The sequence below is a fragment of the Streptomyces sp. CA2R106 genome (assembly GCF_037034245.1).
GTDB lineage: Bacteria > Actinomycetota > Actinomycetes > Streptomycetales > Streptomycetaceae > Actinacidiphila.
The window spans coordinates 130193-155121 of sequence record NZ_JBAGKC010000012.1 but is presented as its reverse complement, the minus strand read 5'-3'; the positions used below and the strand labels follow the sequence as shown (position 1 = coordinate 155121).

Sequence of the window (24929 nt, the reverse complement as noted above, 5' to 3'; positions counted from 1 at the left end):
GGGCGGGCCCTGCCGTGCGGGGCCGGGTCAGAGCCGGGGGTCGACCGGCTCGGACTCCAGCGCGAGCACCGCGAAGACCGCCTCGTGCACCCGCCACAGCGGCTCACCGGCGGCGAGCCGGTCCAGGGCCTCCAGGCCGAGGGCGTACTCGCGCAGCGCGAGGGACCGCTTGTGGCCGAGGGTGCGGCCGCGCAGCCGGGCGAGGTGCTCGGGGCGGGTGTACTCCGGACCGTAGATGATCCGCAGATACTCCCGGCCGCGGCACTTCACGCCGGGCTGGACCAGCCGCCCGGATTCGGTGCGCACCAGCGCGGCCAGCGGCTTGACCACCATGCCCTCGCCGCCCGCCCCGGTCAGCTCCAGCCACCAGCGCACCCCGGCGGCCACCGACTCCTCGTCGCCGGTGTCGACGTACAGCCGGCGGGTGGCCTGGAGCAGGCCGCCGGTGTCGGCTTCGACGAGGCGGTCGATGAGGGCGAGCTGCCGGTCGTGCGGCAGGTCGGCGAGGCTGCGGCCCCGCACGGCCAGCAGCTGGAACGGTGCCAGCCGCACCCCCTGGAGCCCGTCGGTGCTCCAGCAGTAGCGGCGGTACGCCTCGGTGAACGCGGCCGCGTCCGCCGCCCGTTCCTCCTGCCGGGCCAGCAATGCGGCGACGTCGGTGCCCCGGGCGACGGCGGCTCCGAGCGCGGTCAGGGCGGCGGGGAACGCGGCACCGGACGCGGCGCCCACCGCCGCGTACTGCTTGCGCAGCAGGCCGGACGCCTTCAGCGACCAGGGCAGCAACTCGGCGTCGAGCAGCAGCCAGTCGGTGTCCAGCTCCTCCCACAGTCCGGCGGCGGTGACGGCCGCGCGCAGCCGGGCGAGCACCTCCTCGGTGACGGCGGGGTCGTCGAAGAACGGCCGCCCGGTGCGGGTGTGCACGGCGCCGGTGACGCCGGGCGCGGTCGTCCCGAAGCGCTCGCGGGAGACCGCCTCGTCGCGGCAGACCAGGGCGACCGCGCGCGAGCCCATGTGCTTCTCCTCGCACACCACCCGGGCGACGCCGTCCTGCCGGTAGGCGTCGAACGCCTCGGCCGGGTGCTCCAGGTAGCCGTCCTGGGTGGAGGTGGCGCACGGCGCCATGGTCGGCGGCAGGTAGCCGAGCAGGCGCGGGTCGACCGCGAAGCGGCTCATCACCTCCAGGGCGGCGGCCGCGTTCTCCTCGCGCACGGCGAGCCAGCCCATCCGGGAGGTCTCCACGGTGCGACGGCCCACGACGTCGGCGAGGTCGAGCGGCCGGCCGTCCTTCGCGCCGGGCGCGGGCGCGGCGAGCGGCTTGGCCGGCTCGTACCAGACCCGCTCGGCCGGCACGTCGACGATCTCCCGTTCCGGCCAGCGCAGCGCGGTCATCCGGCCGCCGAAGACGGCGCCGGTGTCGAGGCAGAGCGTGTTGTTGACCCAGGACGTGGTCGGCACGGGGGTGTGGCCGTAGACCACGGCGGCGCGGCCGCGGTAGTCCTCGGCCCACGGGTAGCGCACGGGCAGGCCGAACTCGTCGGTCTCGCCGGTGGTGTCGCCGTACAGGGCGTGCGAGCGGACCCGGCCGGAGGTGCGGCCGTGGTACTTCTCGGGCAGCCCGGCGTGGCAGACCACGAGCTTGCCGCCGTCCAGGACGTAGTGGCTGACCAGGCCCTCGACGAAGGTCCGGACCCGGGCGCGGAAGTCCGGGTCGCGGGCGTCCTCCCGCTCGAACTGCTCGATGGTCTCGGCGAGGCCATGGGTGTGCTGGACCTTGCGGCCCTTGAGGTAGCGGCCGAGCTTGTTCTCGTGGTTGCCCGGCACGCACAGGGCGGTGCCCGCCTCGACCATGCCCATCACACGGCGCAGTACGCCCGGGCTGTCGGGGCCGCGGTCGACCAGGTCGCCGACGAACACGGCGGTGCGGCCCTCGGGGTGGGCGCCGTCCCGGTAGCCGAGCCGGGCCAGCAGCGTCTCCAGCTCCGAGCTGCATCCGTGCACGTCGCCGATGATGTCGAACGGGCCGGTGAGGTGGGTCAGGTCGTTGTACCGGCGCTCGGTGACGACCCGCGCGCCCTCCACCTCCTCGGTCCCGCGCAGCACGTGCACCTTGCGGAAGCCCTCGCGCTCCAGGCCGCGCAGCGAGCGGCGCAGTTCGCGCTGGTGGCGCTGGATGACGTGGCGGGGCATGCCGGCCCGGTCGGGGCGGGCGGCGTTGCGGTCGGCGCACACCCGCTCCGGCACGTCCAGCACGATCGCGATCGGCAGGACGTCGTGCTCGCGGGCGAGCCGGATCAGCGGCTGGCGTGCCTCGCGCTGCACGTTCGTGGCGTCGATGACGGTGCGGCGCCCGGCGGCGAGCCGCTTGCCGGCGATGTAGTGCAGGACGTCGAACGCGTCGCGCGTCACGCTCTGGTCGTTCTCGTCGTCGCCGACCAGACCGCGGCAGAAGTCCGAGGAGATCACCTCGGTCGGCTTGAAGTGGCGTGCGGCGAAGGTGGACTTGCCCGCGCCGGTCGCCCCGATCAGCACGACCAGCGACAGGTCGGTGACGGCCAGCGCGCCCGGGCCGGGCGCGGTCTCGGGGGCCGCCGCCTCGGGGTGCTCCTGGACTTCCGGGGCCTTCGGGGTGCCCGCGTCCATGCTGCTGCGGTGCTCGGTCATGCGACTGCCTCCTTCGCGCTCTTCTCGCCGCTCTCGTCCATCTCGCCCTGCTCGCTCTTCCCGTCCTGCTGGTCCTGCTCGGCCTGCTGGTCCTGCTCGTCCGCTGCGTGGCCGAAGACGGCCATCTGCGTGGGCGGGCCCACCTCGGGGTCGTCCGGCCCCACGCCGGCGAACCGCACCCGGTAGCCGTACTGCTCGGCCACCCCGGCCGCCCACCGGCCGAACTCCGCCCGGCTCCACTCGAACCGGTGGTCCGCGTGCCGCACATGCCCGGCGGGCAGCGACTCCCACCGCACGTTGTACTCGGCGTTCGGCGTCGTCACGACCACCGTCCGCGGGCGGGCGGCCCCGAACACGGCGTACTCCAGCGCCGGGAGCCGGGGCAGGTCCAGGTGCTCGACCACCTCGCTGAGCACCGCAGCGTCGTACCCCGCCAGCCGCTTGTCGGTGTACGCCAGCGAACCCTGGAGCAGCGCGACCCGTCCCGCCTGCCGCTCCCCCATCCGGTCCAGCCGCAGCCGCCGCGCGGCGATGTCCAGGGCCCGCGCCGACACGTCGACGCCGACGACCTCGGTGAACCGGGCCTCCTTCAGCATCGCCGCCACCAACTGGCCCTGGCCGCAGCCCAGGTCCAGCACCCGCGCCGCACCCGCCGCGCGCAACTCGCCGAGGATCGACTCCCTGCGCTGCACCGCCAGCGGCGCCGGCCGCTCCGCCACCTCCTCGGGCACCTCCGGCTCCACCGCGTTGTCGATCGCCTCGACCTCGATGTCGTCCGCGTCGGCCAGCCGGACCAGCTCCATCCGCTCCAGCGCCTGCCGTGTCAGCGACCAGCGCCGGGACAGGTAGCGGCTGGTGATCAGCTTCTGCTCCGGGTGCCGCGGCAGCCACCCCTCGCCGAACCTGAGCAGCTTGTCCACCTCGTCGGCCGACACCCAGTAGTGCTTGGCGTCGTCCAGCACCGGCAACAGCACGTACAGGTGCCGCAACGCCTCCGCCAGTCGCATCTCCCCTTCCAACGTCAGTGCCACATACCGCGACTCGCCCCACTCCGGGAACCGCGGGTCCAACGCGATCGGCTCCGCCGCCACCCGCCACCCCAGCGGCTCGAACAGCTTCGCCACCAGCTCCGGGCCGCCCCGCGCGGGCAGCACCGGCACCTCCACCCGCAACGGCATCGGCGCCGCCGCCCGCTCCGGAAGCGTCCGGCACTCCCCGCGCAGCGCGGTGGCGAACACCGTCCGCAGCGCCACCGCCAGCAGCGACGACGCGGCGTACGGCCGGTCGTTCACGTACTGCGCCAGCGCGGCATCGGGCGCGCCCCCGCGACCCCGACCCTTCCCGCGTCGCACCAGCGCGGGCGCATCCACCTCCAGCAGCAGCGCGGCCGTGGTCGACTCGGCGGTCGCCTCGGGGTAGAACACATGCGCCTGGCCGTAGGCGGTCGAGAACGCCTGCGCCCGATCCGGATGCTTGTGGAGCAGGAACCCCAGGTCGGTAGCCGGAACTTCGGTGCTGCCGGTGGCAGTGATCGTCATGAACACGTACGCGAGTATTCGGCAACGGAGCCCCGGCCGACACCGGATTTAAGCCCCGCCTCCGCCCCCGCCCCGGAGCCGGAGCCGAGCCCGGAGCCGGACCCGGGACCGAATCCGGAGCCCGACCCGAACCCGAACCCGGAACTCAGCCCCGCAACCCACCAGCCGACCACCCGAGCCACTCAGCCGCACAAGCCACTCAGCCACTCAGCCGCTCAAGCCGCCCGACCGCCGCCCCGGAGCGCCGCCGCGATCCCGGCGATCCCCGGCGGCCCCACCCGGCAGCAACCACCCACCAGCCGCGCGCCCGCCTGGCACCACCCGGTGACCAGCGCCGGGTCGAACTCCGTCTCGCCCGCCCAGCGCCGCCCCTCGGCGTCCCAGTGCTCACCGCTGTTGGGATAGGCCACCACCGGCTTCCCCGAGACCTCCGCGGCCAGCCGCACCGCGTCGGCCACCTCGCCCGGAGCGCAGCAGTTCACGCCCACCGCGACCACCTCGTCCCGGCCCGCCACCAGCGAGAACGCCTCCGCCAGCCGCTGCCCGGCCCGCGTCCGGCCGCCCTCGACCGTGTACGACAGCCACACCGGCACCCCGGTACCCTCAACCGCCTTCAGCATCGCCTCCGCTTCGTCCACATCCGGCACCGTCTCCAACGCGAGGACATCCGGCCCCGCCGCTGCCAGTACCTCGATCCGCGGTCGGTGGAACTTGGCCAACTCCCGCACGCTCAGCCCGTACCGTCCCCGGTACTCGCTGCCGTCCGCCAGCATCGCCCCGTACGGCCCGACCGACGCCGCCACCCGCACCCCGGTCCGGCCCGCCGCCCGCCGGGCCAACTCGACGCTGCGCTCCAGCAGCCGCGCAGCCTCCGCACGGCCGACCCCGCGCCGTGCGAACCCCTCGAACGTCGCCTGATAACTGGCCGTGGTGACCACCTGCGCACCCGCCTCCAGGTACGCGGTGTGCGCCGCGAAGACCTGCTCGGGCTCCTCCGCCAGCAACCGCGCCGTCCACAGCGGGTCCGTCAAGTCGCAGCCCTGGTCGACGAGTTGGTTGGACAGCCCGCCGTCGAGCACCAGCGCCCCTTCGTCCGGCAGCACCCGCCCGGCCGGTGTGCCGGGCGTACCGGGCGCGGCCCGCCTGACCGGCTTCGTTCCGATCGCCTCACCTCCTTTCTCTTCCTCTCGCGTCTTCTCGTGCGTCTCGCGGGACTTGTGCGTCTCGCGCATGGCCGGTCCTGCGGGCTCTTCCGCGGCGGGCGGTCCGCCCGGCCCGCGGGCGGGGCCGGGCTCCGCCGCGGGCACGGGCGGGGTCACCGCGCCCTCATCCGAGCTGCGACTGGACCTGCGCGGAGATCAGCTCCAGGTGGTCCAGATCCTTCAGGTCCAGGACCTGGAGGTAGAACCGGGTGGCGCCCAGCTCCGCGTACCGCCCGATCTTGTCGACGACCTCCGCGGGCGACCCGGCGAGCCCGTTGGCCTTCAGCTCGTCGACCTCCCGGCCGATCGCCGCCGCGCGCCGACGGACCTCGGCGTCGTCCTTGCCGACCGCGACGACCAGCGCGTTGGACAGGACGATGTCGTCCGCCGCCCGGCCGGCCGACCGCAGCGCCTCCCGAACCCGCTCGAACTGCCGCCCGCTGTCCTCGACCGAGGCGAAGGGGATGTTGAACTCCGCCGCGTAGCGCGCCGCCAGCTCAGGGGTCCGCTTGGCGCCCATGCCGCCGATGATCACCGGAAGCGACGACTGCGCGGGCTTCGCCAGCGCCGGCGAGTCCTTGACCTGGTAGAACGTGCCGTCGTAGTCGAAGGTCTGGCCGACCGGCGTCCCCCACAGTCCGGTGATGACGGCCAGCTGCTCCTCCAGCCGGCCGAACTTCTCCTTCGGGAAGGGGATGCCGTACGCGGTGTGCTCCGCCTCGTACCAGCCCGCGCCGAGCCCGAACTCGACGCGGCCGCCCGACATCTGGTCGACCTGGGCCACCTGGATGGCCAGGACGCCGGGCAGCCGGAAGGTGCCCGCGGTCATCAGCGTGCCGAGCTTGATCCGGCTGGTCTCCCGCGCGAGACCGGCCAGCGTGATCCAGGCGTCCGTCGGTCCCGGCAGCCCGTCCCCACCCATGGTCAGGTAGTGGTCCGAGCGGAAAAAGGCGTCGAAGCCGAGTTCCTCGGTTGCCTTGGCGACCGACAGCAGCGTGTCGTAGCTCGCCCCCTGCTGGGGCTCAGTGAAGATGCGTAGATCCATTCCCCCATCCTGCATCAGGTCCGCGGCCGTGCACGTCACCCCGAGTCGGCACGCGCGAGCACATGGACCCGGTCCTTCGCCTCGTCGACCGCGTCCAGCGCTTCGACGCACTCCCAGTAGGTCTCCTCGTCGCACGCCGAGGAGATCAGCGCGACCAAAGCGAGCCCGATCTCGCCGAGGAGGGTGCGCAGCGCCCGCAGGGTGTCGGCCGGTTCGCGGATCGTGCTCAACCGCGCGGCTCTGGGCGGGCCGACCCGCGTGGCCGAGACGACCGGCACGGGCCCGGCCCGCGAGACCGTACGCCCTGGGTCGCGCGTCGCCGCGCGCTCCCCGGGCCGCATGGGCCCGGTCGCGCCCTCGGCCGCGCGTCCCCACATCTCCGCGAGCAGCCGTCCGATCGCCTCGGTCAACTCGTACGCCTGCCATGCCTCGGCGATGACGTCCTCAGGCTGCGGATCGCGGCTCATCGCCCGCTCCGCCTCCGCCACGAGCCGTGCAGCGTCCATGTCCTCTTCCCTTCTCGCGCACTCGCACGACGACTCCGCGCCGCCGTCTCATGTCACTCAGAGTGACACGGCGCAAGTGCCTGGAAAGAGGAAAATTCGGAACTGTGGAAAGCTTCTGGCTTGTGGATAACTCGGTCACTCGTCCGAGGGATCAGCGGGCTTCTGTCCACCGCTCTCGGCCGGCGCCGGTTCCGGTACCTGCTCCGGCGCCAGCTCCGGTACCTGCTCCGGCACCGGAAAGCGCAGCTCGTTGCGGTCGATCTTCGCGGAGAGCGCGGCCAGCACGTCGATGTCGAGCACCGCGCAGAACTGCAGCAGATACGCCAGGACATCCGCGACCTCGTCCAGTACGCGGGCCGCCGACGCTCCACCGCCGCCTCCGTCCCCCTCCCCGGACATCACCGCCGCCGACTGCTCGGGGGTCAGCCACTGGAAGATCTCCAGCAGTTCGGCGGCTTCGACGCTCAGCGCGGCGGCGAGGTTCTTCGGCGTGTGGAAGGGCTCCCAGCGGCGCCTGGCCGCGAAGTCCACCAGGCGCTGCTGGAGTTCGGTGAGATCGTGTCGGTCGGTCACACGGACCGGTCTACCTCATCGTCACCGCGTCCGTCGCCTTCCCCCTCGTACCGCGCCGCCGATCCGCTGTCCGCGCCGTTCTCCCGTCCGGCGCCGATCGCCGCGGGAAGTTGCCCAACCGGAAGTTGCTCAACGGGGAGTTGTCCAGCGGGGAGTTGTCCAGCGGGGGCGGGGACGAACGCCGAGTCGAGCCATCCCGGCTCCGCGTGGCCGGGCACGTCGTCGACGGTTTCGGTGTGGACGTAGTCGCCGGGTTCGAAGCCGCGGTCGTCGGGCCCTTCGTACCCGGCGTCGCCGTACCCGGAGTCGTCGTAGCCGGCATCGCCGTAGCCGCAGGACTCGTCGCTCCCGAAACCGGAGTACCCGAAGTCGTCGTGCCCGGCCCGGTCGAACGGCGGCCCGCCGTAAGGAGAAGGAGAGGGCTCCGTCGGCGGCCTCATGGTGGGCGCGCCCGCCGACGACGTCCGCCGGTCCGGACCGGCTTGCGCGGGCACCCGCTCCTCCCTGACGGTTCCCGCGGGCGCGGGCCCCTTCCGATCAGCGCCGCCCGCGGAACCGGTGGGCCCCGCAACCGCCTCCCCGGCCTCCCCGACCGCCCCTACGTTCCCGGCATCCTCGGCATCCGTCGGCCCGGCCGCTCCCGCCTCCCCCGCACCGTCCACGGCCGTGTCAGCGCCCTCCTCCCCGCACGCTGCTTCCTCCTCCACCGCCCTCTTCCTCTTCCGCGTCATCCGCGCCACCTCCGACCCTGCCCCCAGCTCCACGAGCAGGGCCCCGTCGATGGTTTCGGCGTCCTCCAGGTGAGAGGGGTCCTGCACGGTGCCCAGCAGCCGGATGTGACCGCGGGCGGAGGCGAGCCCGGCCAGCCGGAGCAGTTCCCGGGCCTGTCGCCGGTCGACGCCGACGTCCAGCCCGTCGGCCACCACCGTCAGCACCTGACCGGCCGGCAGATGCTCGGTGCTGGTGTCCACGTCGAGCACGCCGGGCCCGGTCAGCAGCACCAGCGCCAGCGCCAGGAAACGCAGTTCGCCGTCACCGAGCCGGTCGACCGGAACCATGCCGAGCCCGCCGCGGTCCACCGCGGCGATCACCGCCTCGACCAGCGGTTCACGGGCGCCCCCGGTCATCAGCGCGGGCAGCGCGGTCAGGCCGTGCACCGGCCCGCTGCACACCTCGCGCACCGCACCCACCAGCAGCCCGTGCCGGATGCTGCACTCGTGCTCGGTCCTGGCCAGCACCGCGGACAGGTTGTCGCACGAACCGCGCAGCCGCCCGTCACCCACCCGCACCGGACCGCGCATCACCTCCGGACGCGGCACGACCGGGAAGACGCCGCGCAGCGCGACGACCATCTGCTCGGCCGCCGCCAGCACCTTCTGCTGCCCCTCGGTGCTGCCGGACACGCGCAGCGGCAGCATCGGCGTGGCGAGCCGGTCGTCGGGGAGAGGCGCGCGGATGACCGCTACGGTGTCGCCGGTGTGCCAGGCCGCCTGGACAGTGGGGCGGGCGGGGTTGCGCAGCGCCGTGGTCAGAAGGGTCTCGCCGAGGCCGCTCAGCCGTTCGCCGACGATCCGCAAGGTCGGCTCGACCTGCACGGCCAGGTCGAGCCGGACCGGTCCGAGCACACCGTCGGCGGTGCAGCCGATACGGAAGCCGCGCCGCCCCTGCGCGTCGGGACTCGCGTCCTGCGGCACACAGGCCGCCGCTCCCCCGCGGATGAACGACCTGCCGGTGCGCGACACCTCGAACACCCCTTGCAGATCGGCCCCCGAGGCGAGGCGGCCGAGTACGGCCAGGCCTTCGAGGACGCTCGACTTGCCCGTGCCGCTCGGCCCGGAAAAAAGCGTGACCGGGTCGAGCGGGAAAGTGGCACCGCGGTGCGATTTGAAGGCCGACAGCCGGAGTTCGGTGATCATCGGGCGCTGGGGGCTGCTGCTCATGGCCGCGAAGCTAACGACCGCCGGCCGCGCCGAACCGTTCCGGCGTACGTGCCCTACCTCGAAAGAGGGACATCCGGCATAGTCCGCATGGATTCAGGAAAAACAGACCTACAGCGGATCGGATCGCGATGGTGCCCGAATCACCCCCGCCCCCGGGCCGCACCCCCACACGCGCAGCACTCCTCTTGTACGCGCACCCGCGCGCCCGGGCGCACCCGCATCCGCGCACCGGCCCGCGCTCCCCTCCGCGCACCCGCAACGCCCTTGCGCAGCGCGGAACACCACCGCCACGCACCCTCGCGACTACCTTTACGGAGGTGACGAAACCCAGGACGCCGCACTCACCGAAGACCGCGGACCCCGCGGACCCCGCGAGCACCGCAGACCTCGCGGGCACCGCGGACCCGTCCGCCACGCGCTACGTCGCGCTGCTGCGCGGCATCAACGTCGGGGGCCACGGACGCGTCCCCATGGAGACACTGCGCGGCCTGCTCACCGACATGGGCGGCACCGCGGTGCGCACTTACCTGCAAAGCGGCAATGCCGTCTTCACCCACGGAAAGGAGGAGGAACCGCGGCGTCTGGCAGCGGAGTTGGAGCAGCGCATCGCGAACGAGCTGGGGCTCACCATCACGTGCATGGTCCGGGCGGCGACGGACCTGCGCCGCGTGGTGGACGCCAACCCGTTCCCGATGGAGGGTGTGAACGGTTCGCGGTTCCTGGTGATCTTCCTGTCCGGGCCGCCGCCCCAGGACAAGCTGGCCTCCCTGGACCCGGCCGTCTACGCCCCCGACGAGTTCCGGGCCGGTGAGCGCGAGATCTACGCCCACTTCCCGGACTCGATCCGCAACTCCAAGCTGGCCGCCCGCTTCTCGGACCGCTGGCTCGGCCTGGCCGCGACCGCGCGCAACTGGAACACGGTGCTCAAACTCGTCGAGTTGAGCGGCGAGTAGGCAGGCGTCCCCGTCCCCACCCGCACACTTCGCCTATCCGGCGGGCTGCCCCATCCCCTCGGCGAACCAGCGGGTGAGGCTGGTCGGGTGGGTGATGGCCGTGCCCACGACCACCGCGAAGGCACCCGCGTCAAGGGCGGCGCGGGCCTGCGCGGGAGTGTGGATGCGGCCCTCGGCCACGACCGGGACGGACAGCACCGCCGCCAACCGGGCGACGAGTTCGAGGTCGGGCCCCTCCGGGTGGGGCGCGTCACCGACGTGCCCGGAAAGAGTGGTGCCGACCAGGTCGGCCCCGAGTTCAGCAGCCCGCACGCCCTCCTCGTAGCTGGAGACGTCCGCCATGAACAGGCGGTCGTCCTGGTGGACGGCGGCGACGGTCTGCTCCAGCCTCTCGCCACCGGGCCGCGGGCGGAAGGTCGCGTCGGCGGCCACGATGTCCGCACCGGTCGCCGCGACCTCGCGGGCGTGCCGCACGGTCGGGGTGATGTAGACGCCCGAAGTGCCGTCCTTCCAGAGGCCGATGAGCGGGACATCGGTCACCGCGCGGATGGCGCGCAGGTCGTCCAGGCCCTGAGCGCGCAGGCCGGCCGCGCCGCCGGCCAGTACGGCGAGCGACATCTGACGCATGATGAGCGGATCGCGCAGCGGCTCCCCCGGGTACGCCTGGCAGGAGACGATCAGCTGACCGCGCAGGCGTTCCAGGACGCCGTCACGTGACCGGTGCCCTCCACCCGTGCTTCCGGGGCCCGGCAGGAGGCCGTCGGTGCCGCTCACACCAGCACCTCCCGTCCGAGGAAAGCGGCACCGTAGAGCGCCGCGTCGTCGCCGAGGGCGCCGGCGAGCACCGGGGTGGCGGCCACCGCGGGGAGGAGGTGGGCAGCCACGGTCGTCCGCAGCGGGTCCCACCAGAAGGGGCCGGAGCGGCTGACGCCGCCGCCGAGGATGACGAGGTCGGGGGCGAGGAGGTTGACCAGGCCGCCGATGGCCTCGCCGAGCGCGGTGGCACCGGTGCGCAGGACGGTGCGGGCGACCGGATCGCCCTCCTCGGCAAGGGAGTTGATGTCCGGAAGGGTCGCGTCCGAGGCGCCGGCGAGTTCCCGGTAGGCGGCGGTCATCGCCGGTCCGGAGGCTGCGGCCTCCGCGTGGCCGCGGCCGCCGCAGGGGCAGGGCAGTCCGGCCGCGGCCGGCACCGGCAGGTGGCCCGCCTCGCCGGCCGCGCCGCCGGTCCCGTGGTGGACGCGGCCGCCGATCAGGACGCACCCGCCCACCCCGGTGCCGACGGTGAGGAGCAGGACGCAGGTGTGGCCGGCGGCGCGGCCGAGCCAGTGTTCGCCGAGCGCGTGGGCGTTGACGTCGTTGTCCACGGCGACCGGGACCTGGAGCCGGGCGGCGAGCTGCCCGCGCAGGTCGGTGCCGCCCCATCCGGGCAGCGCGGAGGTGGCCGAGCGGACGCGGCCGGTGTGCGGGTCGATGACGCCCGCGCTGCCGACGCCGACGGCGGCCACCGGTCGGCCGAGCCGGGCCACCGCCCGGGCCGCCGCGTCGAGGACGGCGGCAGGCCCCTGGGCGGCGGGGGTGGCGAGCGAGGTGCGGTCGAGCAGCGTGCCGTCGGGCGTGATCAGGGCGGCGGCCGTCTTAGTGCCGCCGATGTCGACACCGGCGAGCAGGGTCACTGCAGCCCCGTCTCTTCGAGGATGGCGGCGATGCGGCCGGTCTCCTCCGCGGTCAGCGGGCGCATCGGCGGGCTGACGGTGTTGGCGGCGATCACCCCGAGGAGGGCGAGTGCGGTCTTGAAGGCGCCCAGTCCGGCAGCGGTCCCGGAGGCGTCCGCCGGGTCGGCCGCCTCGACGATGCGGAAGAGCCGGGCCAGCCGGTCCTGTTCGGCGCGGGCGGCGTCCCAGTCGCCGCGCGCGGCCGCGTCGTGCAGCCGCCGGTACCCGCGCGGGTCGACGTTGCCCAGGCCCGGCACCGAGCCGTCGGCGCCGCCCAGCAGCATCGCGTCGACGACGACCTCGTGCCCGGTCAGCAGCGCGAACCCGGACTGCCCGCGCAGGTCGAGGGCGAGTTGGCGGAAGGACACGTCGTCGCCGCTGGAGTCCTTCACGCCCGCCAGGACGCCGTCGGCGGCCAGCGCCAGCACCAGCTCGCGCGAGAGCTTGCTGTGCACGCACACCGGTATGTCGTAGGCGAGCAGCGGCAGTTCGCAGGCCGCGGCGATCTGCCGGAAGTGCCGGTCGATCTCCGTGGGGTGGGTGCGGGTGTAGAAGGGGGCCGTCGCCACGATCGCCTCGACGCCCTTCGCGGCCGCCGACCGGGCGCGCTCGATCACCTTGTTGGTGGTGGTCTCGATGGCGCCCGCCAGCACCGGCACCTGGCCCGCCGCGGTCTTGACCACCACGTCGAGGACCGTGTCCTGCTGGTCGTCGGTCAGGTAGGCGACCTCGCCGGAGCTGCCCAGCGCGAAGAGGGCGTCGACACCGCCGTCGACGAGGTGCCGGACCACCCGCTCCAACGACACGGTGTCGACGGTGCCGTCGGCGGTGAGCGGTGTGACGACGGGCGGGATGACTCCCGAGAAGGGGGCGGTGCGGGGCTTCACGAACTGCTCCTTGTGGCGGGCCGCGTGGCGGGGTCGGTGTCCGCCGACGCGGGACGGGATGCGGGGTGGGATGCGGGGTGGGATACGGGACGAGCGGAGGGACTCGGCGCGGCATCAGGTGCGCCGACCGGCGCGGCGGCCGATGCGGCGGCCGGCGCGGAGTTCTGCGGGTGGACGCAGTGCCAGCGGTGCGCGCCGTCCTCGGTCGGCGCCGGGAAGACGTCGGCGCACGCGTCGTCCGCCTTCCAGCAGCGGGTACGGAACGGGCAGCCGCTCGGCGGGCGGATGGCGGACGGGACCGGCCCGTTGAGCACGATCCGGTCGACGGTCTCCAGCAGGCTGGGCGTCGCGGAGAAGAGCGACTCGGTGTAGGGGTGGGCGGGTGTCCTGGAGACCTCCGCCGCCGGGCCCTCCTCCACGATCCGGCCGAGGTAGAGCACCGCGAGCCGGTCGGAGAGGTGCCGGACGGTCTGGATGTCGTGCGAGATGAAGACCATGCCCAGGCCCAGTTCGGCGCGCAGGTCCATCAGCAGGTTGAGCACCTGGGCGCGGACCGACACGTCCAGCGCGCTGGTGGGCTCGTCGGCGACGATCAGCTCCGGCTCCAGCGCCAGTGCCCGGGCGATGGCGACCCGCTGGCGCTGCCCGCCCGAGAGCCGGCCGGGCAGCGCCTGCACCGTGTGGGCGGGCAGCCCGACCAGGTCGAGGAGTTCGACGACCCGGCGCTCCCGGTCGCGGACCGTGCCGCGCCGGTGCACGTCCAGCGGGTCGCGCAGGATACGGCCCACCGGCATGCGCGGGTTCAGCGCGGTCGAGGCGTCCTGGAAGACCACCCCGACCGACGCGCCGAACTCGGTACGGCGCCGGGCGGCGGGCAGACTCCACAGGTCCTCACCGCGGAAGAGCACCCTGCCCTCCGTGGGCCGCTGCAAGCCCGTCAGGACCCGGGCCAGCGTGGACTTGCCGCACCCGGACTCCCCGACCAGTCCGACGATCTCACCGCGGTCCACGGTCAGTTCGGCCCCGGTCAGGGCGTGGACGTGGTCGTGCCCGAACAGGCCGCCGCCCCGGGCCCGGTGCTGGACATGGACGTTTTCGAGCCGGATCATCGTCCGCTCCTTTGCAGCAGTACGGGTTCGGCCGGGTGGTGGCAGGCGAAGCCGTGCGGGCCCGCCGGGGCCGGTGCCGACGCCGGTTCACCGGCCGCGCGGCCGCCCAGCACCGGCGCCGCCGTGCGGCACAGCTCCGTCGCCGCGTCACACCTGGACGCGAACCGGCAGCCGGCGCCGAAGTGCTGGGGCGCCGGCACCACACCGCGCACCTGGTGCAGCCGGGCCGCCCCCGACTCCAGCGAGGTGACGGAGCCGAGCAGCCCGCGCGTGTAGTGGTGGGCGGGGTCGGTGAGCAGCGCGCGGGTGTCGCCGGTCTCGGCGACCTGCCCGGCGTACATCACCGCGACCCGGTGGGCGAGCCCGCTGACCAGCGCGAGGTCGTGGGAGACCAGGATCATCGCGAAGCCCAGCTCGTCCCGCAGCCGGACCAGCAGTTCGACGATCTGGGCCTGCACGGTGACGTCGAGCGCGGTGGTCGGTTCGTCGGCGATGAGCAGCCGCGGGCTGCGGGACAGCGCCATCGCGATCAGCACCCGCTGGCGCTGGCCGCCGGACAGCTCGTGCGGGTAGCTGCGCAGGGTGCGGTCCGGCGACAGGCCGACCAGTTCGAGGAGTTCGGCCGGGGTGCGCGTGCCGCCGCGTGCGGTGAGCTGGCGCAGTTGGCGCCCGACCAGCACGGACGGGTTGAGCGAGGACATCGCGTCCTGGTAGACCATCGCGATCTCGCTGCCGGCCAGAGCGCGGCGCTGCCGGGGAGCCATGCCGAGCAGTTCCCGGCCGCGGTACGCGATGGAGCCGCTCGCCTCGGCGTTGCGGGCCAGCAGGCCCATCACGGCGAGGCTGGTGATGCTCTTGCCGCAGCCGGACTCCCCCACCAGACCGAGCGTCTCGCCCTCGCGGACGGTCAGCGAGATGCCGTCGACCACCGGCACGTCGCCGTACCGGTCGGGGAAGCGGATCGCCAGGTCGCGGATGGCCAGCAGGTCCGGCGCGTCGGCCGCGACCGGGCGGATCGCCGGCGGGCGCTCGGTCATCCGCTCGGCGAGCAGGACGAGACTGCGCTCGACGGCCGCGCGGGCGTCGCCGCCTTCCACCGCGGTGGCCTCGGCAGCGCCGCCCTTCGCGGAACCGCCCCCGGAGGCGGCCTGCACGCTGCCGCCCCCCGCAGCGGCGCCCGCCTCGGCCCCGGCCCCCGGCGACGCCGACGCGTCCGTCAGCCCTTCCGACAGCACGTTCAGCGCCAGCACCGTGACCAGCAGCACCAGCCCGGGGAAGAAGGTCGCCCACCAGCCGCCCGACAGCAGGATCTGCCGGCCGTACGACAGGACGTTGCCCCAGCTCGGCTCGGGGTCCTGCACCCCGGCGCCGATGAACGACAGGCTCGCCTCGAAGATGATCGCCTCGGCGACCAGCACCGTCGCGAACACCATGACGGGCGCGGCGCAGTTGACCGCCACGTGCCGCACCACGATGTACCCGCGCCGCGCGCCGATGACCTTCTCCGCGGCCACGTAGTCCTCGCCGTACTGCGCGAGCACGTTGGCGCGCACCACCCGGGCGAGCGAGGGCACGTACACGAAGGCGATGGTGAGGATGAGGACGGGCACGCTGGAGCCGAAGACGGTGACCAGGACGGCTGCCAGCGCGATCGGCGGGAAGGACATCACCACGTCCAGCACCCGCATGACCGTCTCGTCGCCCCACTTGGGCGAGGTCGCGGCGAGCGACCCGAGGAGCGCGCCCGCCAGGACGGCCACGGCCGTCGAACCCAGGCCGATCACCAGGGAGTAGCGCGCGCCGTAGACGACCCGGGCGAAGATGTCGCGGCCGAGCCGGTCGGTGCCGAACAGGTGGTGGACGCTCGGCGCGTCGACCGGCACACCGGTGGTCAGCGGGTTGTCCGCGATCAGGGGTGCGCAGATCGCGGCGAGCGCCACGACCACCAGCACGGCGAGCGCGATCCGCGAGGCCGTGGGCAGGGCGCGCAGGCGGATGCCCGGGCGCGAGAGTGTGGCCACGATGCGTCGCGGGCCAGTGAACAGGAACATCTCACACCGTCCTGATGCGCGGGTTGACCAGCAGGTAGAGCAGGTCGACGACGACGTTGACGACCAGGAAGGCGAGCGCGATCGTCAGGACGGTGCCCTGCACCAGGGCGACATCGCCGCCGGTGACGCCCTCCAGGATGAGCTTGCCCATGCCCGGCAGGTCGAAGATCGTCTCGATGACGACCGCGCCGCTGAGCAGGTAGCCGACCTTGACTCCCAGCACGGTCAGCGGCGTGACGAGCGCGTTGCGCAGCACGGAGCGCACGACCAGCAGCGGCGGCAGGCCGTTGCCGGTGGCGGTGCGGACGTAGTCGCGGTCGAGTTCGGTGACCATCGAGGTGCGGATCAGCCGGGCCAGCGAGGCCGCGACCGGTACCGCGAGCGAGATCGACGGCAGTGTCATGCACTTCAGCCAGCCGGTGAAGGAGTCGCCGGGGTTGACGTATCCCCCGGTCGGGAAGAGCGGGCTGTCCAGCGCGAACCGCTGGATCAGCAGCACGCCCAGCCAGAACGACGGCACCGCGACTCCGGCCATCGACAGCACCCGGATAACGTGGTCGGGCCAGCGGTCCCGGTACACCGCGCCGACGACGCCGAGCACGACGGCCAGCACGATCGCCAGCGCCAGCCCCAGCAGCGTCAGTTGCAAGGTGAGCGGGAAGGCGACGGCGATGCGGTGGGCGACCGGCTGGCTGGGCGGCACCGTCACACCGAGGTTGCCGTGCAGCAGTTGGACGATGAAGTGGTAGTAGCGGACGGGCAGCGGGTCGTCGAGCCCGTTCGCCCGGGCGAACGCGGCGCGGGCGGCGGCGGTCGAGTTCTCCCCCAACGCGTTGTAGGCGGGGTCCGCGGGAGAGAACTGGAGCACGACGAAGACGAGCAGGGTGATGCCGAGGATCATCGCCGGCATGATCGCCACGCGGCGCAGCGCGAGCCGGAGGAATGCGAACATCGGGTGTTCCTAGCGGTAGGTCCTGGACGACGAACGGTGCCGGGCCGGCGGCTGGTGCGGCAGGAGCCGGCCCCGCGGGTCAGGACGGGGACACACCGAGGAACGACAGCCCGGTCGTCGGCACCGGGCTGAACCCGGCCAGCGCGGACTTGTTCCAGGCGGTGGGCAGCTTGCGGTGCAGGATCGGGTAGAGCGGCACCTGGTCGGCGACGATGTCGTTGACCTGGGCCCACAGGGCGGTGCGCGCGGCGGTGTCGGCGCTGCGCGCGGCCTGGTCGAGCAGCGAGACGACCTGCTTGCCCTTGGCGGTGCCCGACCAGTGGTAGCGGGTCTGCGGCCAGGTACCGACGTAGAACCAGCGCATCAGCAGGTCCACGTCGTTGCCGAACACCGAAGGGTCGCCGGGTGCGACCAGCAGGTCGTAGTCGCCGGTGTCGACCTTCGCGTACTGGGCCGAGGACTGGCCGATGTCGAGCGTGGTCCTGACGCCGGCCGCGTCCCAGCTCTCCTTCACCAGCGGCGCGATGTCCTGCACCCAGGAGGTGTCGGTGGTCAGCGCGGTCACCTTCAGGGCGCTGACGCCGGCGGCCTTCAGCAGTTCCCTGGCCCTGGCGGGGTCGTGGCCGTAGACCGTGCTCGCCTTGGCGTAGTCGGGGTGGCTGGGCTGGAGGTAGCCGCTGGCCGCGGTGGCCTGCCCGGACATCGCGGTGGCGATGATCTTCTCGGTGTCCAGCGCGTAGTGCAGGGCCTGGCGCACCCGGGGGTCGTCGAACGGCTTCTTGGCGCAGTTGAACATCAGGAAGAGGTTGCCGAAGGAGGCGGCCGACTCGACCGTGGAGGTGCGCTTCAGGCCGGCCATGTCGATGTACGGCACGTCCTCGATGGCCTCGACGCGGCCGGACTCCATCGCGCTGACCCGGGCGGAGGCGTCGGAGAGCAGGTTCCAGGTCATCGAGGCGGCCTTGGCCGGGTAACGTCCGTTGTACTTGGCGTACTTCCTGAAGACAATCTTGTCCTCACGGGTCGCCGACACCAGCGCGTACGGACCCGAGCCGACCGGTTCGGCGTCGAACGCCTTCTCGTCGGCCTGCACGATCTTCTTCGGGACGACCTTGACCACCGATATCCGCGACGGGAACAGCGCGAAGGGGTACTTCAGCGTGAACTCGACGGTGTGCGTGTCGACCGCGCGGGCGGCGTCGAGGAAGGGCAGGAACTGCGCCATCAGCGAGGCGTTCTTCGGGTCGAGGATGCGCTCGACGCTGAAGACGACGTCGTCGGCGGTGACCGCGGAGCCGTCGTGGAAGGTCGCGCCCTCGCGCAGCGTGGCGCGGTACGTCGTCGCGTTCACCTTGGCCGGCATCGCGGTGGCCAGCGCCGGGCGCGCCGACAGGTCGACCGGGTTGAGGTCCACCAGTCCCTCGAAGATGTGCCAGTTGGCCGCGACCGGGGTGGCGCCGGAGGAGGTCATCGGGTCGAAGCCGGTGGAGAGCGCGTACGAGATGCCCGCGGTGATCGTGTCGCCGCCCGCGCCGCCGTCGGTGGCGGCGCCGCTTCGCGTGGTCGAGGCGGGGCCGCCGCAGGCGGCGAGGGTGCCCGTGAAGGCGGCGGCCGCACCGACCGCCCCGGAATACCGCAGGAATGCGCGGCGATCGACTCTGGCGGGCGTCCGTCGAGAAGACACAGGAACCTCCGGAACAGGAAGGGACGGCAAGGCGAAGCAGCAGGGACGGGCGGTGGCCGGGCGGCCGGGCGGAGCCGCCGCACGGCCGCTGGACGGCCGCCGGGTGGCTTTCCGGCGCGGGTGAGCCGAACATCGAGAACACCCTGCGCAACATAGGACATCAGATGTCTGATGCCTGGTAGGGTGGACCGTAGTCGTCAGGACGAGAGGGGTCAAGGGGTGGACGCAAGTCGCAACTCCGGCAGCGGGCGGGGGCGCCGTCTGCTGATGCACGAGGTCAGCGAAGGCATCAAACGTTACATCTTGGACAACGGGCTCCGTCCCGGCGACCCTCTGCCGACCGAGAACGAGCTGTGCGAGGCACTGGACGCGAGCCGCTCCAGCATTCGCGAGGCCGTCAAGACCCTGGATGTCCTCGACATCGTCGAGGTGCGCCGCGGCCACGGCACCTACGTGGGGCGGCTCGGGCTGTCGGCGCTGGTGGAGAACCTGACCTTCCGCGGCCTGCTGGACCGCGACGACGACATGCAGCTGATGCTGGACCTGGCGGACATGCGGGAGCTGTTCGAGCGCGGCATGGCCGACCGGATCGTCGCCGCGCTCGACACCGCGGACCTGGACACCCTCGACGGCCTGGTCAGCGACATGGAGGCATCCGGCAGCGGCGACGGGACCGGTTTCGTGGAGGCCGACCGCACCTTCCACGCGCTCCTGGTCGCCCCGCTCGGCAACGAACTGATCGGCCAGCTCTCGGCCGCGTTCTGGGACGTGTACATCATCGTCGCCCCGCACCTGAACGGGATCAGCCGGGCCGACGAGGTCGAGACCGTGCACCACCACCGCCGCATCGTCGAGGCCGCCCGCGCCCGGGACGCGGCGGCCTTCGCCACGGCCGTCTCCGACCACTACACGCCGGTCCGCCGCCGGATCGCGGACGCGCGGACGGCCGGTGCGCAGGACGGCGGAATGCGGGGCGGAACGCAGGACGGCGCAACCCGGGAGGCCGGGGCCGAACAGGCCGCACCGCAGGAGGGAACCCCACGCCGGAAGGCCCCCGCCTCCCGCGAGACCCCGCTCGTCGCGCCCCGGCGCACCAAGCACCGGCTTGACGCCGCCGAAGGCTCCGCCTAGATTCCCGCCGGACAGGGACATCAGACATCAGATGTCCCGCCATCTTCCTCGCGAGGAGCCGGCATGCCCCTGACCGACCTCACCCTGGCGGAGTGCCTGGACTACCGCGCCCGGCAACCCGCGCCCGCCGGATTCGACGCGTTCTGGGCCCGGACCCTCCAGGCGGCCGAACAGGCCGCCCGGCCACCGCGCTTCGACCCGGTGGACGCCGGGCTCGCCGCCGTGCGCGTCCTGGACGTCACCTTCTCCGGGCACGGCGGCGAGCCGGTCCGCGGCTGGCTGCGGCTGCCCGCCGCCCCGGCCGGGGCGCTCGGCTGCGTGGTGGAGTACCTCGGCTACGGCCGCGGCCGCGGCCTGCCGCACGAGAACCTCACCTGGGCCGCGGCCGGCTACGCCCACCTGGTCATGGACACCCGCGGCCAGGGCTGGTCCGCGGCGCCGGGCGCGACCCCCGACAGCGGCGGCAGCGGCGACGGCCCGGTGCCGGGCTTCCTCACCCGCGGCACCGGCCGCCTCGACGACCACTACTACCGGCGGCTGCTCACCGACGCGGTGCGCTGCGTGGCCGCCGCCCGCAGCCATCCCGAGGTCGACCCCGACCGCGTCGTGGTCACCGGCTTCAGCCAGGGCGGCGGCATCGCGCTGGCGGTGGCGGGCCTGGTGCCGGGGCTCGCCGGCGCCATGCCGGACGTCCCGTTCCTGTGCCACATACGGCGCGGCGCCGAGCGCGCCGCGCTGCCGCCGTACACCGAGATCGCCGCCTACCTCGCACTGCACCGGGAGCGCGCCGAAGCCCTGTTCGCCGAGCTGGACCACTTCGACGGCCTGCACTTCGCGCCGCGCGCCACCGCCCCGGCGCTCTTCTCGGTGGCGATGATGGACCAGATCTGCCCGCCCTCCACCTGTTTCGCGGCCTACCACGAGTACGCCGGCCCCAAGGAGGTGGCGGTCTACCACTACAACGGCCACGAGGGCGGCGGCGAGTTCCACCGGGCCCGGCAGCTGGCGTGGGTGCGGGAGCGGCTGGGCACGGGCCCGGCCGCTCCCACACCGGTGCTCAGCGGTCCTGCTGCGCCCAGTCGAGGGTGAAGTCGGCGAAGACGATGCCGCCTGTGTCGCCGATCTCGTACAGGTCGGCGACCGCCCCGCCGCCGAGTACGGCGAGCGTCGAGTAGCCCGCGGCACCGGACTTGACGAGTGCCTGGCGGGGCCAGCTCGCCCCGTCGTCGGAGCTGACCCGCACGGTGAGCTCCGAACGACTGGAGGCGGAGGCGTTGTTGCTCATCACCGCGACCGAGGTCGTCTGCGGCGCGCCGCCCGCACCCACCTGGGTGGGTGCCAGGTACGCGATCTCGTCCGCGTTGCAGCCCGGGTCGACCAGCCCGGAGTTCCAGGCCGGACCGAAGGCGCCGGCCACGTCGGTCGCGCCGGAGGGCGAGGCGTCGCCTGCGGTGGCGTACCAGCGGTTGCCGCCGCTGTTGGAGCGGAGGTTCTGCACCACCTTGCCGTCGCCGCGCTGGAGCACCTTGCTCTCGTTGACGCCGGTGGCGGCCGCGGGGCCGGCGTGCCAGGTGGCGCCGTGGTCGTCGGAGTAGATGTCGGCCGCGTGGTCGACGCCGTCCTGCCGGTAGACGATCGGCTGCACCAGGCGGCCGCTCGCCAACTGGATGCCGTGCCCGGAGGAGGCGAACATCCCCGCCCAGGCCACGTCCTTCACCTGCGGGTTGAGGTCGACCGGGGCACTCCAGGTCGCGCCGCCGTCGGTCGAGGTGATGTAGCGGATGTGCATGGCGGTGGTGTCGGTGGCGGAGTCGGAGCCCGCGGCGGAGCCGTAGTAGCCGACGCCGGGGGCCGGCGAGTAGTTGTCGAACAGGTAGATCGTGCCCTGGCCGCCCGCCGTGCGGTCCACCACCAGGCTCGGGTCGCCGTACCCCTCGCTGGTGGTCGGGGCGTGCAGCACCACCTTCGCCGCGGACCAGGTCGCGCCGCCGTCGGTGCTGCGCCGCATCACCGTCTGGATGTTGTTGTCACCGCCGCCGAGGTCGGCGGAGCTGTCCACCCGCGCATCGGCCACCGCCAGGATCGTGCCGGTGTTGGTCACGGCCATCGCGGGGATGCGGACCGAGGTCGCCGTGCCGGTGTACGTCTCGTACGTCGAGCCGTCGGACGACAGCCGGTTGAGGCCCTGGATCGCGGTCGAGGTGCTGAAGAGCGTCTGCGCGTTCATCCCCGGGGTGCCGCTGGCCAGTCCGCAGGTGGCGGTGCCGGACTCGGTGCGGCTGAAGCCGCTCGCCGTGGTGGTGGTGAAGGAGTAAGCGGTGCCGCTCGCGACCGTCCACAGCAGCGAGTCGTCCGAGGCGCCTGCCGCGACCGTACGGGTCCAGGCGCTGCCGCTGCGGCCGGGCCAGGCGACGGTGAAGTCCTGGGCGGCGGACGAGTGGTTGACCAGCGTCATCCGCAGGACGTTGCCCGGGCAGTCCAGGCTCACCTGCGCACCCAGCGCCGCGCTGCAGTCGAGGGTGCCGGCCGCGGTGGTGTCCAGGCCCTGCGGGGTGGTGACGTGGAAGGAGTAGGCGGTGCCGCTGGTCCGGGTGAAGTACAGGTCGGTGCGGTCGCCGGCCGCGACCGAGGGCGTCCAGGTGCTGCCGCCGTAGGCCACGGTGAACGTGGTCGCCGCCGCGGTCGGGTTGAGCAGTTCCAGCCTGATCCGGCTGCTGTTGCAGTCCTGACTGGCGACCGCCGCCTGCGTGCCGGTGGCGGCGCTGCCGGGCGCCGCGGTGGCCAGCGGCGCGACGAGCACGGCCAGTACGGCGACCAGCAGCAGCACCAGCCGCGGCGGCGAGGTCCTCCGGCGCGGGAGGTGGACGCGGGAGGGGTGCGGAGCGTTCGGGGGTCTTCCGGTCACAGGGTGCTCCTCGGGATGGGGGTGCCGGATCGGCGAACGGGAGGCGGGGGGGCGCTGCGCGGGCACCAACTCCCGCCAGACATATGACGACTGACGAAAGACATCTGATGTCTGTCGTCCAGGGACCCTATGAGCGCCCCGCACCCCCGTCAAGAGCCCCGCCGCCCCGCCCGGCGATCCCTTGGGGGCATGCCGACCAGCGGGGCGGCGCAGCAGGGCGCGCCTCCGGGCCGGACGTCAGGACAGGGGGAACCAGCCCGACAGGCGCTTGGCGATGAGCGGTACGTCGACGGTGTCCTGCGCGACGTCCTCGACGAACGGGCCGGCGACCGAGACGGGCGGCGGGGCGGTACGGGCGGCGGCCCCGTTGAAGCGCAGGAAGACGCGCATCGCGAGCCACGCGGTCCGCTTGTTGCCGTCGATCAGCGCGTGGTTGCGCGCGACGGAATGCATCAGCACCGCCGTCTTCTCGTGGGGCGTGGGATACGGCTCGACGCCGAACACGCTGGTCCGGGGCCGCTCGACCGCCGACACCAGCAGCCCCATGTCGCGCACGCTGCGGTCGGTGCCGTTGACCGCGCGGGCGATCACGTCACGCGCTGCGCGGGGCCGGTTCGAGGATGGCCACGCACTCCATGTGGTGGGTGAAGGGGAAGAGGTCGAAGGCGAGCAGGCGGAGTGGGCGGTAGCCCTCCTCGGCGAACCAGGCGAGGTCCCGCGCCAGGGCGGCCGGGTCGCAGGCGACGTAGGCGACGCGGCGGGCGCCGAGCGCCGCGATCTGCCGCACGGTGTCGTGGCCGGCCCCGGCCCGCGGGGGGTCGAGGACGACCAGGTCGGCCTCGGTGATGCCGGTACGGGGCAGCACCTGCTCGACCTTGCCCTGCTCGATCCTGACCCGCTCCAGGTCCTGGAGGTTGTGCCGGGCGTCCTCGACCGCGCGCTTGGCGGACTCCACGCCGAGCACCGCGCCGCGCTCGCCGACGCGTTCGGCCAGCGCACCGGCGAAGAGCCCGACCCCGCAGTACAGGTCGAGCGCCATGTCGCCCTTGCGCGGCATCAGCCCCTGCATCACCGCTTCCACCAGCACGTCGGCGGCCTTCGGGTGCACCTGCCAGAAGCCGCCGTCGCCGACCCGCCAGGTGCGGCCGGCGGCCCGCTCGCGGACGAAGGGGCGGCCGTGCACCCGGTGCACGGCGTGGTCGCGCTCGCCGATCCGCTGCACCGACACCGGCCGGTCGAGTTCGACGATCGGCAGTCGGCCGCCGGGCCGCGGCGTGAGCACCACCTGCCGGTCGTTCGAGCCGGTGGCGGCGATCGCCTCCACGGAGGCGATCTGCGGCCAGGTGCGGGCCTCGATGCCGAGTTCGCTGACGCCGGGCGCCGCGATCAGGCAGTGGTCGATCACCTCGACGTCGTGCGAGCGGTGGCGGCGCAGTCCGGCCCGGCCCTCGGGGTCGATCGCGTACTGCACGCGGGTGCGCCAGGCGGGCACCGGGGACGCGCCGGCGTCCAGCTCGGCCTGGCTCACCTTGTCCCCGGGCGCGGGCGCCACAGTGCCGTCCCAGCCCGCCTCCTGGGGGGTCAGCCCGGCCAGCCGGGCGAGCTGCTCGGTGAGCACCGCGGCCTTCAGCCGGCGCTGGGCGCCTGGCGTGGCGTGCTGCCAGTCGCAGCCGCCGCAGCGGCCCGGCCCGGAGAAGGGGCAGGGCGGCTCGACCCGGTCCTTGGCCGGCTGGAGCACGGCCACGGCGTCGGCGCGCAGGAAGCGGGCGTCGCGGTCGCCCTCGGTGACGCGGGCGACGACCCGCTCGCCGGGCAGCGTGTGCCGGACGAAGAGCACCTGCCCGGCCTCGGTACGGGCCACGCAGTGGCCGCCGTGCGCGACCGGCCCGACCTCGACCTCGAACTCGTGGCCGACCAGCGAGGGGACGGAATCGGTCTGCATGGCGGCGCTGCTCCTGGGGTGGACGGCGGGGCGGATCACGGGCCGGACGGCGACCGCCCAGTCTACGTGCGTGCGCGGCCGCGCCCGACCGCCCGCGCCCCGGCGCCCCGGGGGCCGTGTTCCAGCCCCTCCGGCGGC

The 24929-nt window shown here is 73.5% G+C and carries 18 protein-coding genes and 2 pseudogenes; 3 read left to right on the top strand and 17 right to left on the bottom strand.

The genetic code is table 11. The features are described 5' to 3' along the window. Positions 1-27: 27 nt before the first annotated feature. The 7 genes and pseudogenes from WA788_RS19650 to WA788_RS36085 form a co-directional block, all read right to left on the bottom strand. Positions 28-2640, bottom strand: a complete 2613-nt coding sequence (locus WA788_RS19650; protein ID WP_443034068.1) for a polynucleotide kinase-phosphatase — start codon at positions 2638-2640, stop codon at positions 28-30. 17 nt (positions 2641-2657) lie between these two features. Beyond that, positions 2658-4205 carry a 3' terminal RNA ribose 2'-O-methyltransferase Hen1 gene (locus WA788_RS19645; RefSeq protein WP_335979057.1) on the bottom strand — a complete coding sequence of 516 codons (1548 nt, stop codon included), beginning with the start codon at positions 4203-4205 and terminating at the stop codon, positions 2658-2660. Between the two features lie 209 nt (positions 4206-4414). Next, complete coding sequence (gene mmuM / locus WA788_RS19640; RefSeq protein ID WP_335979054.1) at positions 4415-5431, bottom strand: homocysteine S-methyltransferase; 1017 nt, start codon at positions 5429-5431, stop codon at positions 4415-4417. A 94-nt stretch (positions 5432-5525) separates the two neighbouring features. After that, complete coding sequence (locus WA788_RS19635; protein WP_335979052.1) at positions 5526-6446, bottom strand: LLM class F420-dependent oxidoreductase; 921 nt, start codon at positions 6444-6446, stop codon at positions 5526-5528. A 35-nt stretch (positions 6447-6481) separates the two neighbouring features. Next, on the bottom strand, positions 6482-6952 hold the full coding sequence (locus tag WA788_RS19630) for a DUF6099 family protein (RefSeq protein WP_335979050.1): 471 nt from the start codon (positions 6950-6952) through the stop codon (positions 6482-6484). A 135-nt stretch (positions 6953-7087) separates the two neighbouring features. Then, a complete protein-coding gene (locus WA788_RS19625; protein WP_335979049.1) occupies positions 7088-7525 on the bottom strand; it encodes a nucleotide pyrophosphohydrolase in 438 nt (145 codons plus the stop codon). A 740-nt stretch (positions 7526-8265) separates the two neighbouring features. Further along, positions 8266-9465, bottom strand: a pseudogene (locus WA788_RS36085) (AAA family ATPase); the annotation flags it as partial. A gap of 317 nt (positions 9466-9782) precedes the next feature. Between WA788_RS36085 and WA788_RS19615 the strand changes: the two are divergent. Further along, positions 9783-10418, top strand: a complete 636-nt coding sequence (locus WA788_RS19615) for a DUF1697 domain-containing protein (protein ID WP_335979045.1) — start codon at positions 9783-9785, stop codon at positions 10416-10418. A 33-nt stretch (positions 10419-10451) separates the two neighbouring features. On the opposite strand, the gene WA788_RS19610 is transcribed toward WA788_RS19615, so the two are convergent. The 7 genes from WA788_RS19610 to WA788_RS19580 all read right to left on the bottom strand — a co-directional run bounded on the left by WA788_RS19610 (position 10452) and on the right by WA788_RS19580 (position 18813). Beyond that, the gene (locus tag WA788_RS19610) at positions 10452-11192 is read right to left on the bottom strand and encodes an N-acetylmannosamine-6-phosphate 2-epimerase (RefSeq protein ID WP_443034067.1); all 741 of its coding nucleotides are present in this window, start codon (positions 11190-11192) and stop codon (positions 10452-10454) included. Then, positions 11189-12091: an ROK family protein gene (locus tag WA788_RS19605; RefSeq protein ID WP_335979043.1), complete on the bottom strand. Its 903-nt coding sequence runs from the start codon at positions 12089-12091 to the stop codon at positions 11189-11191. Before WA788_RS19605 ends, WA788_RS19610 begins: the two co-directional genes overlap by 4 nt. Then, positions 12088-13017: a dihydrodipicolinate synthase family protein gene (locus tag WA788_RS19600; protein WP_335979042.1), complete on the bottom strand. Its 930-nt coding sequence runs from the start codon at positions 13015-13017 to the stop codon at positions 12088-12090. Before WA788_RS19600 ends, WA788_RS19605 begins: the two co-directional genes overlap by 4 nt. Beyond that, positions 13014-14126 carry an ABC transporter ATP-binding protein gene (locus WA788_RS19595; protein ID WP_335979040.1) on the bottom strand — a complete coding sequence of 371 codons (1113 nt, stop codon included), beginning with the start codon at positions 14124-14126 and terminating at the stop codon, positions 13014-13016. The genes WA788_RS19600 and WA788_RS19595 overlap by 4 nt, the downstream gene beginning before the upstream one ends. Further along, a complete protein-coding gene (locus WA788_RS19590; protein WP_335979038.1) occupies positions 14123-16177 on the bottom strand; it encodes a dipeptide/oligopeptide/nickel ABC transporter permease/ATP-binding protein in 2055 nt (684 codons plus the stop codon). Before WA788_RS19590 ends, WA788_RS19595 begins: the two co-directional genes overlap by 4 nt. Before the next feature lies 1 nt (position 16178). After that, the gene (locus tag WA788_RS19585; protein ID WP_335979036.1) at positions 16179-17129 is read right to left on the bottom strand and encodes an ABC transporter permease; all 951 of its coding nucleotides are present in this window, start codon (positions 17127-17129) and stop codon (positions 16179-16181) included. A gap of 79 nt (positions 17130-17208) precedes the next feature. Then, positions 17209-18813: an ABC transporter substrate-binding protein gene (locus WA788_RS19580; protein ID WP_335979034.1), complete on the bottom strand. Its 1605-nt coding sequence runs from the start codon at positions 18811-18813 to the stop codon at positions 17209-17211. 267 nt (positions 18814-19080) lie between these two features. On the opposite strand from WA788_RS19580, the pseudogene WA788_RS19575 reads away from it, so the two are divergent. Together WA788_RS19575 and WA788_RS19570 are read left to right on the top strand one after the other, a co-directional pair. Next, positions 19081-19767: pseudogene (locus WA788_RS19575) on the top strand (FadR/GntR family transcriptional regulator); the annotation flags it as partial. A gap of 240 nt (positions 19768-20007) precedes the next feature. After that, on the top strand, positions 20008-21033 hold the full coding sequence (locus tag WA788_RS19570) for an acetylxylan esterase (RefSeq protein ID WP_335979032.1): 1026 nt from the start codon (positions 20008-20010) through the stop codon (positions 21031-21033). Here WA788_RS19570 and WA788_RS19565 read toward each other — a convergent pair. The 3 genes from WA788_RS19565 to WA788_RS19555 form a co-directional block, all read right to left on the bottom strand. Beyond that, the gene (locus tag WA788_RS19565) at positions 21002-22849 is read right to left on the bottom strand and encodes a sialidase family protein (RefSeq protein ID WP_335979030.1); all 1848 of its coding nucleotides are present in this window, start codon (positions 22847-22849) and stop codon (positions 21002-21004) included. The genes WA788_RS19570 and WA788_RS19565 overlap by 32 nt on opposite strands. A gap of 237 nt (positions 22850-23086) precedes the next feature. Beyond that, on the bottom strand, positions 23087-23440 hold the full coding sequence (locus tag WA788_RS19560; protein WP_335979029.1) for a type II toxin-antitoxin system death-on-curing family toxin: 354 nt from the start codon (positions 23438-23440) through the stop codon (positions 23087-23089). A gap of 1 nt (position 23441) precedes the next feature. Continuing rightward, entirely contained in the window at positions 23442-24791 is a 1350-nt protein-coding gene (locus WA788_RS19555) for a class I SAM-dependent RNA methyltransferase (protein WP_335979027.1), read from the bottom strand. Positions 24792-24929 lie beyond the last annotated feature (138 nt).

Excerpts from the sequence above, each read along its gene's own strand:
- WA788_RS19635 (WP_335979052.1), bottom strand. The coding sequence starts at position 6,446 with ATGGATCTACGCATCTTCACTGAGCCCCAGCAGGGGGCGAGCTACGAC.
- WA788_RS19585 (WP_335979036.1), bottom strand. The coding sequence starts at position 17,129 with ATGTTCGCATTCCTCCGGCTCGCGCTGCGCCGCGTGGCGATCATGCCG.
- WA788_RS19650 (WP_443034068.1), bottom strand. The coding sequence starts at position 2,640 with ATGGACGCGGGCACCCCGAAGGCCCCGGAAGTCCAGGAGCACCCCGAG.
- WA788_RS19555 (WP_335979027.1), bottom strand. The coding sequence starts at position 24,791 with ATGCAGACCGATTCCGTCCCCTCGCTGGTCGGCCACGAGTTCGAGGTC.
- WA788_RS19590 (WP_335979038.1), bottom strand. The coding sequence starts at position 16,177 with ATGTTCCTGTTCACTGGCCCGCGACGCATCGTGGCCACACTCTCGCGC.
- WA788_RS19595 (WP_335979040.1), bottom strand. The coding sequence starts at position 14,126 with ATGATCCGGCTCGAAAACGTCCATGTCCAGCACCGGGCCCGGGGCGGC.
- mmuM (WP_335979054.1), bottom strand. The coding sequence starts at position 5,431 with ATGCGCGAGACGCACAAGTCCCGCGAGACGCACGAGAAGACGCGAGAG.
- WA788_RS19630 (WP_335979050.1), bottom strand. The coding sequence starts at position 6,952 with ATGGACGCTGCACGGCTCGTGGCGGAGGCGGAGCGGGCGATGAGCCGC.
- WA788_RS19570 (WP_335979032.1), top strand. The coding sequence starts at position 20,008 with ATGCCCCTGACCGACCTCACCCTGGCGGAGTGCCTGGACTACCGCGCC.